This is a genomic window from Rhodococcus (subgen. Prescottella) equi (assembly GCF_003013675.1).
Classification (GTDB): domain Bacteria; phylum Actinomycetota; class Actinomycetes; order Mycobacteriales; family Mycobacteriaceae; genus Prescottella; species Prescottella equi.
On sequence record NZ_CP027793.1, the window covers coordinates 4582946 to 4594480 of the forward strand.

Annotated in this window: 9 protein-coding genes; 5 read left to right on the plus strand and 4 right to left on the minus strand. The window is 68.6% G+C overall.

Features of this window, described 5'->3' with window-relative positions:
- The first annotated feature begins 4 nt into the window (after nucleotides 1-4).
- Nucleotides 5-2707 (plus strand): MMPL family transporter, encoded by a 2703-nt coding sequence (locus tag C7H75_RS21310; protein WP_106851798.1) that lies wholly within the window; start codon nucleotides 5-7, stop codon nucleotides 2705-2707.
- On the opposite strand, the gene C7H75_RS21315 is transcribed toward C7H75_RS21310, so the two are convergent.
- Complete coding sequence (locus C7H75_RS21315; RefSeq protein ID WP_041674448.1) at nucleotides 2708-3379, minus strand: DUF1707 SHOCT-like domain-containing protein; 672 nt, start codon at nucleotides 3377-3379, stop codon at nucleotides 2708-2710.
- Between the two features lie 15 nt (nucleotides 3380-3394).
- A complete protein-coding gene (locus tag C7H75_RS21320) occupies nucleotides 3395-4600 on the minus strand; it encodes an AI-2E family transporter (protein ID WP_005517505.1) in 1206 nt (401 codons plus the stop codon).
- A 167-nt stretch (nucleotides 4601-4767) separates the two neighbouring features.
- Between C7H75_RS21320 and C7H75_RS21325 the strand changes: the two genes are divergently transcribed.
- Both C7H75_RS21325 and C7H75_RS21330 read left to right on the plus strand, forming a co-directional pair.
- Nucleotides 4768-6225, plus strand: a complete 1458-nt coding sequence (locus C7H75_RS21325; RefSeq protein WP_005517504.1) for an adenylate/guanylate cyclase domain-containing protein — start codon at nucleotides 4768-4770, stop codon at nucleotides 6223-6225.
- Between the two features lie 28 nt (nucleotides 6226-6253).
- Entirely contained in the window at nucleotides 6254-7402 is a 1149-nt protein-coding gene (locus C7H75_RS21330) for a lysylphosphatidylglycerol synthase transmembrane domain-containing protein (protein ID WP_064058489.1), read from the plus strand.
- 9 nt (nucleotides 7403-7411) lie between these two features.
- Here the strand turns inward: C7H75_RS21330 and C7H75_RS21335 are convergent, their stop codons facing one another.
- Nucleotides 7412-8098 (minus strand): FadR/GntR family transcriptional regulator, encoded by a 687-nt coding sequence (locus C7H75_RS21335; protein ID WP_106851799.1) that lies wholly within the window; start codon nucleotides 8096-8098, stop codon nucleotides 7412-7414.
- A gap of 168 nt (nucleotides 8099-8266) precedes the next feature.
- Here C7H75_RS21335 and C7H75_RS21340 point away from each other — a divergent pair, with 168 nt between their 5' ends.
- Nucleotides 8267-9967 (plus strand): 2-isopropylmalate synthase, encoded by a 1701-nt coding sequence (locus C7H75_RS21340; protein ID WP_106851800.1) that lies wholly within the window; start codon nucleotides 8267-8269, stop codon nucleotides 9965-9967.
- Between the two features lie 58 nt (nucleotides 9968-10025).
- On the opposite strand, the gene C7H75_RS21345 is transcribed toward C7H75_RS21340, so the two are convergent.
- Nucleotides 10026-10643 carry a hypothetical protein gene (locus C7H75_RS21345; RefSeq protein ID WP_005517496.1) on the minus strand — a complete coding sequence of 206 codons (618 nt, stop codon included), beginning with the start codon at nucleotides 10641-10643 and terminating at the stop codon, nucleotides 10026-10028.
- A 302-nt stretch (nucleotides 10644-10945) separates the two neighbouring features.
- Between C7H75_RS21345 and C7H75_RS21350 the strand changes: the two genes are divergently transcribed.
- Entirely contained in the window at nucleotides 10946-11497 is a 552-nt protein-coding gene (locus tag C7H75_RS21350) for a YceI family protein (protein ID WP_022598044.1), read from the plus strand.
- Nucleotides 11498-11535: the final 38 nt, after the last annotated feature.

Below are 11535 nucleotides of genomic sequence, written 5' to 3' on the forward strand. Positions count from 1 at the left end.
ATACGTGTTCGCTCGCTGGGGAGATCTGGTCTACCGAGCCCGCTTCACCGTCATCGCGGTGATGGTGGCCGGGCTGTTGGCGCTGGGCGCCTACGGCTCGGGTGTCGGTTCCCACCTCAGTCAGAGCGGCTGGGACGATCCCGGCTCCGAATCGGTGGCCGCCGCGAAGCTCGCGGACGGCACGTTCGGCCGCGACACCAACGGCGACGTCGTGGCGATGTACACGGCACCCGAGGGCAAGACGGTCGACGACCCGGCGTTCGCGGCTCAGGTCTCCGACAGCTTGCAGCGACTGTTGCAGGAGCATCCGGATCAGGTCGCGAAGGTCAACGGCAGCTATTTCCAGCTGCCGAACACCCCGCGCCTGCCGGCGATGGCCACGGCGGACCGGACGCACGCGATCGCGAGTATCGCGCTGAAGGGCGACGACGACACCGCGATCACCAACAACTTCCGGGAGATCAAGGACGCCTTCGCGATCGACGGCGTCGAGGTGCAGCTCGCCGGCATGCAGCCGGTCGCGTCCGCGATCAACGACACGATGGCCAACGACCTGCACCGCATGGAGATCATCGCGATCCCCGCGGTCGCGGTGCTGCTGTTCTTCGTGTTCGGCGGTGTCATCGCCGCCGCGCTACCGCTGGTCGTCGGCGGCCTGACGATCCTCGGCGCCAACGGCATCGTCCGGGTGATCACCCACTTCACCGACGTCAACGCGTTCGTCGCGTCGGTGGTGTCGTTGATCGGTCTGGGTCTGGCGATCGACTACGGGCTGTTCATCGTCAGCCGGTTCCGTGAGGAACTCGGCGACGGCTACGACACGCGGACCGCGGTGCGCCGCAGTGTGATGACCGCGGGTCGAACGGTCCTGTTCTCCGCGACGATGATCGCGGTGAGCCTCGGCGGACTGATCCTCTTCCCGCAGGGCTTCCTCAAGTCCGTCGCCTACGGCGCGATCGCCACCGTCCTGTTGGCGGCGTTCACGTCGGTGACCGTGCTGCCCGCGATCCTGAGCATCCTCGGCAGACGCATCGACAAATTCGGCCTCAAACGGTTCGGGCAGATCAAGTCGACCGAGGAGATCGAGAACAGCATCTGGGGTCGACTCACCCGCTGGGTGATGCGCAACCCGCTGAAGGTGACGATCCCGATCGTCGTCGGACTGTTGTTGCTCATCATCCCGATGACGGGCATCAAGTTCGGTGGCATCAACGAGGACTATCTGCCGCCGGACAACACGACGCGCGTCGCGCAGGAGCAGTTCGACGAACTGTTCCCCGGCAACCGCACCGAACCCGTGAAACTCGTCATCGACGGCGCCCAGGGCACGCAGGTCGGCCAGATCCTCAAGACCGCGAGCGAGGCCCCCGGCCTGGTCGAGAAGTTCACGATCACGGGTCCCGCGAAGGACGGCGTCCAGGTCCTCAAGGCCGGGCTCGTCGATCGCAACAACTCCGCGGAAACCATCGACTACCTGCGCTCGATGCCCGTCCCCGACGGCGTCCAGGTCCTGGTCGGCGGCACGCCCGCGATCGAGCAGGACAGCATCAGCGCGCTGCTCGACAATCTGCCCCTGATGGTGGCCTCCGTCCTGATCGTCACCACGCTGCTGATGTTCCTGGCGTTCGGTTCGATCGTGCTGCCCATCAAGGCCGTGCTGATGAGCGCGCTCGGCCTGGGCTCGACACTCGGCATCCTGACGTGGGTCTTCATCGACGGCCACGGCGCCGACGCACTGGGCTTCACGCCCGGACCGATCACCTCACCGGTGTTGGTGCTGATCGTGGCGATCATCTACGGCTTGTCGATCGACTACGAGGTGTTCCTGCTCTCCCGCATGGTCGAGGCCAGATCACAGGGAGCCTCCACCACCGAGGCCATCCGGATCGGTACCGCGCACACCGGACGCATCATCACCGCGGCCGCGTTGATCCTCATCGTCGTCACCGGCGCGTTCGGCTTCTCCGAGCTGGTAATGATGAAGTACATCGCGTACGGCATGATCGCCGCCCTGATCATCGACGCGACGCTGATCCGGATGTTCCTGGTGCCGGCCGTCATGAAACTGCTCGGCGACGACTGTTGGTGGGCACCCGCCTGGATGAAGCGCATACAGCAGAAGATCGGACTCGGCGAGCCGATCCTCGACAGTGAACTGTCCGGAGACGACGTTCCCGATCTGACGGCCACCGACGCGCCGGTCCCGGCGCCCACGGAGGCAGCGGGCGCTCCGGCGATCGCGCCGCGCGGCGCGGCCACCGCCGTCGCCGATCGGGTTCCGGAGCCGGAACCGCTCACGATGCCGCTCCCCCGCGTCACCGCCGCTCCGCGTGCCCGTTCGGTGTCCCAGCGGCCTGCCCCCGACCGCCCGGAACCGGCACCCAAGCCCGACGCGCGTCCGAAGCCCGACGTGCGCCCGAAGCCCGATGTGCGGCCGCGGGCCGAGGCGCCCGTCTCCCGCGCCGACGGCGAAGAAGTCGCGTGGCTCGCGGCGCTCAGGGCCCCGAACACGGCGGCGATGCCGGCAGTGCAGGTGCCGCCGCAGCCGGAGAAGACACCGACCGAGAACTCGGCAGCGCCACGGTCCGAGACACCGGCGGAGTCCGGCTCCGACGAGGCCGATCCGGAGAACCCCGGTCGGCATCGCAGCGGCGACAAGGCCGTCAGCGTCAGCGAACTCCTGGCCCGCCACCGCGACGACGACTGATCAGCCCAGCATCCTGCGCAGCGTGGTGCCGAACGGGTAGCGCGCGGTGATCGAGCCGAACCGCACCCGTCCGCGCACGACGAGGTGCAGCGGGCCGTACGGGGGGCCGGTGCGGACCTTGTTCGACACCGAACCGCCGACGGTGTCGATGGCGTTGAGATCGGCCGTCGCCTGGTCCGGTAGGACGAGCGTGACCGATCCGCAGAAGTCGTCGACGGTGAGGTGGACCACCTGGGTCTGCATGACGGCCTCGGTGAAGTCGAGGGTCGTGCTGCCCATCCGCGAGTCGAGGACCAACGCGGGCGGGACCTGCCAGCGTCCCTTGCGGGTCACGGTCGACATGCGACCTCGGATCACGAGCGGCTGCGCCGCCGGGTAGCCGCCGATCCCGGGCGGCGGAGCCACTTCCGGTGACGGTGCGGGCGCCGGAGGGGCCGGGGGAATCTGCCCGGGCACCGGATAGCCGCCGGCCACGTAGCCCGGGTCGATCTGCATGCCCGGAAGATCCACGAGGACCGCGTTGAGTTCCCCGCGTGTCTTCGCGGCGAGGGCCGTGTCCATGCGCTCGGTGAACTCTCCGAGGGAGAGCATGCCCTGCCCCACCGCGCGCTGGAGCAGGGCACCGACGTGTTCACGCTCGGCATCGGACACTCGAAGATCTCTCGCCTCCATGCGCACCACGATAAATCAGTCGGGCGGGCGCGCATCTCCGGCGCTCGGCGGACCGTCCTCCTCGTCGGGCGTGGCGGGGAACATCGGGATCGACGGGTCGGCGCCGGTGAGGGATTCGTAGACCTCCTCGGCCTCGTCGGTGTCGCCGGCGCACAGCGACCGGATCGCAGTGTTGAGGAAGGCCACGATCGGCACGGCGAGCAGACCGCCGACGATTCCGGCGAGCACGATGCCCGTGGTGATGGCCAGCACCACGGCGAGCGGGTGCAGACGAACGGCACGGCCGAGGAGCAGCGGCTGCAGGACGTGCCCCTCCAACTGCATGATGCCGACGATGATGCCCAGCACGATCAGCGCGGTGAGCAGGCCCTTGGTGACGAGCGCGACGAGTACCGCGAGGAATCCGGTCACGAAGGCGCCGACGATGGGGATGAACGCGCCGACGAAGACGAGCGACGCGAGCGGTAGCGCGAGTGGGACGCCGAGAATCGCGAGTCCGGCACCGATGCCGATCGCGTCCACTGCGGCGACCGCGACGGTCGCGCGGGTGTAGTGGACCAGCGAATTGAAGCCCTGGCGCCCGGCCAGCCGAACTCGGCCGCGGGTGTTCTTCGGGATGATCCGGGTGACGAACTCCCACACCTGATTGCCGCCGTAGAGGAAGAACACGAGGGTGAACAGCGTGAGGAAGGCGCCCGCGAAGATCTCGCCGATCACGGTCGCGGTGGTGAGCGCACCGCTGGTGAGGGCTTCCTGGTTGGACTGGATGGCCTTGACGACGTTGTCGCCCGCGTGCCGGATCTGGTCCTCGCTGAAGTGCAGTGGGCCTTGGGTCAGCCACTCCTGCGCCTTGGTGACGCTCGTCGTGAACTGGTCGCTGAGGTCGGGCAGACCCTCGACGAACTGCTGCACGACGAAGGACAGGATCGCGCCGACGATGCCGATCGTGCCGACGACGGCGACCAGCACCGCGGCGGATCGCGGGACCCCGCGCCGGTGCAGGTTGTCGACGGCGGGCATGAGGAACGCCGCGAACAGGAGCGCGAGCGCGACTGGGATGACGACGGACTCGAGCTTGGAGACGACGTATCCCAGCGCGAGCAGCCCGGCGAACAGGACGAGCAGGCGCCACGTCCATGCGGCGCCGACGCGGACGAGTGGGTGCACGGACTCCGCCGAGCCCTGCTGCGCTGTGGCCTCCCCCGGCCGGCTGTCGCTCACCGCGCGAGCCTATCCGGACCTGCTCCGCCGAGGGCGGAGAAACGACCGCCGACCGCGGCAACCGTGTGCGCTGCCGAGTCGCGAACTATGTCCCGCTAAATTATGAGATCGTGTGGGCCTCGTACCGAGCAGTGACGCTGACGATTCGTAGTCGTTGGCCTCTCTACATGCTCTCGATGGCCGGGGCGAACCTGATCGGCGCCGTGCTGGTGTTCGCCTTCGTCCGCTACGGCATTCCGATCCCGGAGTCGGCGGACATCATCAACGACCATGTCCGCAACTTCGCGGTCTTCAGTGTCTATCTCGTGTTCGCCGGACTGGTCAGCCTCACCGCGGCGGCGATGATGCTGCGATCGGTGATCCGGTGGCAGCTGCGCGGCGGCCCGCCGACGCGGGCCGAACAGATGGCGGCGCTGCACGCACCGCTGCGCCAGGCCATCGTGCATCTGGTGCTGTGGTTCCTCGGCGGCGTGATCTTCGTGTTCCTCACGGTCGAGGAGATGCCGGAGCTGGCGATCGCCGTCATCGTCACGGTCGGGATGGCCGCCACCACCACGTTCGGCTTCACGTACATGCTCGGCGAGCGGATCCTGCGTCCGGTCGCCGCGCAGGCCCTCAGCGAAGGCCAGTTCGACCGGACGATGGCTCCCGGTGTGGGCACCCGCATGGCGATGACGTGGGGCCTGGGCACGCTGATGCCGGTGATCGGCATCATCCTGCTGTGCGTCACGCAGCTGACGACCGACCTGGAGTTCGCGCCGAGCGCGCTCGCGTGGGCGATCCTGCTGCTGTCGATCATGGCGATCGGGCAGGCCTTCGCGTTGTCGATGCTGACGGCGAGCCAGATCTCGGATCCGATCCGGCAGCTGCGGCGCGCGATCGAACGGGCGCAGCGGGGCGAGACGGACGTCCGCGTCGAGGTGTTCGACGGCTCCGAGATCGGGCGCCTGCAGGTGGGCTTCAACCGGATGATGCGCGAGGCCGACGAGCGACGCCTACTGCGCGAGTTGTTCGGTCAGCACGTCGGCGAGGACGTCGCCCGGCGCGCGCTGCAGTTCGGCACCGAACTGGGCGGCGAGACCCGCTTCGTTGCGGTGCTGTTCGTCGACATGGTCGGCTCGACGGGCGCGGCCGCGGAGCGCCCGCCCAGCGAGGTCGTCGAATTGCTCAACGAGTTCTTCCGCGTCGTCGTCGACGTCGTCGACCGGCACCACGGCTTCGTCAACAAGTTCATGGGCGATGCGGCGCTCGCGATCTTCGGCGCCCCGCTCGACCGGCCCGACGCCCCCACCGCGGCGCTCGCCGCGGCCCGCGAGCTGCGGTTCGCGCTCAACGAGATCACCGGCCTCGACATCGGTATCGGCGTGTCCGCGGGACTGGCGGTCGCGGGCAACATCGGTGCGGCCGAGCGTTTCGAGTACACCGTGATCGGTGATCCGGTGAACGAGGCGTCGCGTCTGACCGAGCTCGCGAAGCTGCGGCCCAGCCGTGTTCTCGCGTCGACCAGCGCACTGTACTTCGCGGACGACGAGGAGCAGGCGCACTGGGAACTGGGCGATCAGGTGCAGCTGCGGGGTCGTCGGCGCAACACCCACCTGGCATGGCCGGTGTTGTATCCGGAGTGACGTGAGGAATCTTCGTTACCCTGAGCTCGTGGCACAGCCGGAGCCCGCCCCTCGAGGCGGTCACACAGATCGGCCCCGTGGTCGATTCTGGTGGCTCAAGTGGGTCGCCGGCGCTCTCCTCGTGGCGTTGCTCGTCGGCGAGGGCATCTATCTGTGGCCGCGGCTGCACGAGTCGTGGCAGGCGCTGGCGGAAATCCACTGGGGCTGGGTCGCGGTGTGCGTGGTGGCGCAGGCCGTCTCGCTGAGCGGCTACGGGCGGGTGCAGAAGCAATTGCTGCACGCCGGTGGCGTCTCGGTGAGCCAGCGCAAGTCGGTCGCGGTGATCTACGGGTCGACGGCGATGGCGTTGACGCTTCCCGCGGGCCAGGTGTTCTCCACGGCATTCACGTACAAGGAGACCCGGCGCTGGGGCGCGAGCCCGGTCGTCGCGTCGTGGCAGCTGGCGATCTCCGGCGTGATCGCCGCCGCCGGCCTGGCGCTGGTCGGAGTGACGGGCGCGTTGCTGGTCGGCGGCTCGGTGAGCCCGTTCACGTTGCTCTTCTCGGTGGCGGGCCTGGTCGCGCTGCTGTACGCGGGGCGGTACGTCTCGTCGCATCCGGAGTCCATCGAGAAAGCAGCCGGGTGGGTGCTGGCGCGCGTGAACGGGGTGCTGGGCAAGCCGGCGGACACCGGCATGGACGCGGTCCGGACCACCATCTCCCAACTCGATTCGGTGCAGCTCGGCAAGGGAGACGCCGCCCTGACGCTGGGCTGGTCGGCGGTGCATCGGCTCGCCGACATCGTGTGCCTGGCCGCGGCGTGTTTCGCGATCGGCGCCGAACCGGTGCCGGCAGGTCTGCTGATCGCCTTCGCGGCGGGCAAGGCCGTCGCGACGATCCCGGGCGCACCGGGCGGCCTGGTGTACGTGGACGCGACGCTCATCGCGGCACTGACGACCGCGGCGAGCATCAGTGCGTCGCAGGCGGTGGCGGCGGCGTTCGTCTACCGCGGGGTCAGCTTCATCCTGGTCGCGATCGTCGGCTGGATCGTCTTCGGCTTCCTGTTCCGCGGGCACGGGCGGGCGTCCGACGTCGAATTGGAGGCCACCGACGTCCCGGAGTTGGAGCAGCGCCGTGCGGTGCCCGACCCGACGACGGTGCGATCCGACGTCGAGGACCGGATTCCGCGCAGCGACTGATCGGCCGGGTCACCTGCCGAGGTCGGCCACCATCGCTTCGAGATGTGCCCGCGCGATTCGGGCGGCGTCGTCGACGTTCCCCTCCGCGATCGCGTCCACGAGCGTGCCGTGTTCGTCGGCGTTCGGTTCCCCGTCCCGGTCCCGCAACCCGAGCAGCCCGATCATGTCGACCATCGCGGTGGCGACGCGGGGCACGAACGTCTCGAACAGTTCGGACAGGACCGGGTTGTGCGCGCCGGCCACGATCGCACGGTGCACCGCGGTGTCGGCGTCGACGAATTCACGGTCCGCCGCGCCGGCCGCGGCCGCGCGCATTTCCAGGGCACGGCGCATCGCCGCGACGTCGTCGGCGGTGGCGCGCACGGCGGCCAGCCGGGCCGCCTCGATCTCGATCGCGGCGCGGGCCTCGACGACGGCCACGACGGCCTCGCGCTGCAGCACGGCCTCCCAGCCGTCGGTTTCCGGCTCCACACGCTCGACGAACACCCCGGCACCCTGCCGTGGCCGCAGCAGACCCTGACCGGCGAGCATCCGCAACGCCTCACGAATCGTCGACCGTCCCACCCCGAGTTCCGCGGCCAGCGTCGTCTCGCCCGGCAACTTCGTTCCGACCTCCCACTCCCCCGCCTGTAGACGACGTCGTAGCTGGTCAGCCGCCTGATCGGCGAGCAGGTTCCGGCTGAGCGCGGTGGTCAATCGATCTCCTCAGGTTGTCAGACAAGTTATTTTCCTCTAGCTTAACCGGCATGACGTTCCGCGGACTGCTTCTCGGTCGCCGCGGCGGGGTCTGACCGGACCGGCACCCCGCCGCGGGGTTCCGCTGTGCCGGTCGACCGTTTCGATCCGCACAGGAGTCCGCACGCCATGCACTGGAATCGTCAACGCCCGTCGTCCATGCCCAGCCACCGCTACCGCCCGCACTTCGAGCGGGTCCCGGTGCCGCTCGTCGAACGCTCGTGGCCCACCGCCCACACCACCGTGGCACCGCTGTGGGTGCCGGTCGATCTGCGCGACGGCAACCAGGCCCTCGCCGAACCCATGGACCCCGTCCGCAAGCGCACGTTCTTCGAGCTGATGGTCCGTATGGGCTACAAGGAGATCGAGGTCGGCTACCCGTCCGCCAGCCGGACCGACTTCGACTTCGTCCGCGACCTGGCGGAACAGGATCTGGTGCCCGACGACGTCACGATCGTCGTGTTCACCGCTGCCCGTACCGATCTGATCGCGCGCACCTTCGAGTCGGTGCGCGGACTGCCGAACGTCGTGGTGCACATGTACACCGCGACCGCACCGACGTGGCGCGACGTCGTACTGGGACACGATCGGGAGGCGCTGCACCGCTTGATCTTCGACGCCGCCACGGACGTCGCGCGCGGCGGCGACCGGCAGCCTGGCGTGCGCTTCGAGTTCTCCCCCGAGGTGTTCAACCTGACCGAACCCGACTACGCGCTGCAGGTGTGCGACAGCCTCACCGAGCTGTGGGACGCGTCCCCGGACCGTCCGGTGATCCACAACCTGCCTGCGACCGTGGAGATCTCGACGCCCAATGTGTATGCGGACCAGATCGAGTACATGCACCGCAACCTGACCCGCCGCGAATCGGTGATCCTGTCGGTGCATCCGCACAACGACCGGGGCACCGGTGTCGCGTGCGCCGAACTGGCGGTGCTGGCTGGCGCGCAGCGCGTGGAGGGCTGCCTGTTCGGCAACGGCGAGCGGACCGGCAACGTCGACCTGGTGACGCTCGCGCTGAACCTGCATGCGCAGGGCGTCGATCCGATGATCGACTTCTCCGACATCGACGACGTTCGCCGAACGGTGGAGCACTGCAACAGGATCGATGTGCATGCCCGCCATCCGTACGGCGGCGACCTGGTGTACACGGCGTTCTCCGGCACCCACCAGGATGCGATCAAGAAGGGATTCGCGCACCACCACGCGCAGGCCGACGCCGCCGGACTCGATCCGGCGCAGGCGCCGTGGGACGTGCCGTACCTGCCGATCGATCCGCGCGACGTGGGTCGTGACTACGAGGCGGTGATTCGGGTGAACAGCCAGTCCGGCAAGGGCGGAATCGCGTACCTGTTGCAGACCGGGTACGGCATCGATCTGCCGCGGCCGCTGCAGATCGACTTCGCCGGCCGCGTGCAGCGCGCCACCGACGACAGTGGCGCCGAGATCACCGCGGAGCAGTTGTGGCAGTTGCTGTTCGACGAGTACGGGTTCGACGACAAACTGGGTCCGTGGTCGGTCGAGCACCGCGAGGGCGGCGAGCACCTGCGGGTGCGGGCGGAGTTCGACGACGTGGTGATCGACGGCGAGGCGTTCGCCGGTGGACCCGTCGAGGCGCTCACCAAGATCCTGGCCGACCACGGCCGCCCGGTCGAGGTGCTCTCGTTCGTGCAGCAGGCCGTCGGCACGGGCAGCGCCGGAAGGGCCGTGACGTTCGCGCTGTGCCGCAGCGGCGGCATCCAGCACTGGGGCGTCGGATTCGATCAGTCGGTGACGGCGTCGGCGCTGCACGCCGTCCTGGCCGCAGCAGCCAGGGTGTCCGCCACCGAGTGACCGGCCGGGTGCCGGCCGGAACACCCCCCACCCGAGTGTGTTCCGGCCGGCCTCCGCGTCAGCTCAGGTTGGCGAACAGCATGCTGCTGCCGGCGCCGCTCTTCAGCAGATCGGCGATGACGGCGCTGCCGCCGTCCATGTTGATGGTGGCGCTGCCGAGATCCAGCGCCTGGCCCAGGCTTCCGAAGCCGCCCGGGGAGAAGACGACCTGGTAGCTGTAGGACAGAACAGCATCCTGGGCATCCTTGTCGAAGCACGCTCCGACGACGGCGTAGGCGCCCGGGGTGATGGGCTTGAGCAGTCCGGGGTTGAAGTCGTTCTCGTCGAGCGCGGTGCTGCTGTCGGCCACCGGCGCCGCGTCCGACGTCGGGTTGCCGATGTAGTAGACCTTGCTCACGAGTTCGCCGAACCCGGGCCACTGATCGGTCGGCAGCGCCGCGAGGGGCAGCGCGTCGGTGGCGTTCAGGACGATCGGCAGACAGAACGCATTCTGGCCCGTGCTCGTCTGAGTGACGGTCATGTCGATGACGTCGCCGTCCACACCGGCCGACACCTTGGGGGCGGGGACGGCGGCGGTGGGTTCGGCGGAGGCGATGCCCGGCGCAACCAGGGCGATAGTTCCGGCGACGGCGGCGGCGGTACCCGCACAGCGGGCGATGGTCGACTTCTTGGACAACGGCTTCTCCTTGCTTCATGAGGTGGCGCACTGTTCACGACAGTCCTGCCGGACCCGAGATCACGGTTGGCAGAACCGGATTCGAAACACCCCGCCGTCACCGGAGGGGGCAAAGCAGACAAGCAGGGCGAACGTAGCACGGAAACTTACTGAACGGTAGTAAGAATTCCGGTCATCGAGACCGGCCCGAGCGCCCCCATGCGGAGTGACGGACGTCACTACCGGTTGCGGAATCACGGCGGCGGTGCCACCGTTGTAACCACAGTCTTTGAAGTTTCAACTACTTTCCTCTGGGAGTTCACATGACCACCGCCACCGCCCTGCCCAACCTGTCCGCCGGCACCTGGGCCATCGACCCCACGCACTCGACCGTCGGATTCATGGTCCGGCACCTCGTGGTGAGCAAGGTCCGCGGCACGTTCAACGACTTCAGCGGCTCGATCACGATCGCCGAGGACGGCACCCCGTCCGTGCAAGCCGAGATCCAGGTCGCGTCCATCGACACCAACAACGAGCAGCGTGACGGCCACATCAAGTCGGCCGACTTCTTCGACGTCGAGCAGTTCCCGACCGCCACCTTCGTCTCCACCGGCGTGCGCCCGGCCGGCTCGAACTTCGTCGTCGAGGGCGAGTTCACGCTCCACGGCGTCACCAAGCCCGTCGAGCTGGCACTCGAGTTCCTCGGCGTCAACCCGGGCATGGGCAACGGGCCGGTCGCCGGCTTCGAGGCCTCGACCACCATCAATCGCAAGGACTTCGGCATCAGCATCGAGATGCCGCTCGAGGGTGGCGGCGCCGTCGTCGGCGACAAGATCTCGATCAACCTCGAGATCGAGGCCGGCCTCCAGGCCTGATCCCCCCCCATAGACGACGCACCCGCTGCGGCCCCCTC

Coding starts and splice junctions, on each gene's coding strand:
- C7H75_RS21315 (WP_041674448.1), bottom strand. CDS start 3,379: ATGGAGGCGAGAGATCTTCGAGTGTCCGATGCCGAGCGTGAACACGTC.
- C7H75_RS21340 (WP_106851800.1), top strand. CDS start 8,267: ATGCACTGGAATCGTCAACGCCCGTCGTCCATGCCCAGCCACCGCTAC.
- C7H75_RS21325 (WP_005517504.1), top strand. CDS start 4,768: ATGCTCTCGATGGCCGGGGCGAACCTGATCGGCGCCGTGCTGGTGTTC.
- C7H75_RS21350 (WP_022598044.1), top strand. CDS start 10,946: ATGACCACCGCCACCGCCCTGCCCAACCTGTCCGCCGGCACCTGGGCC.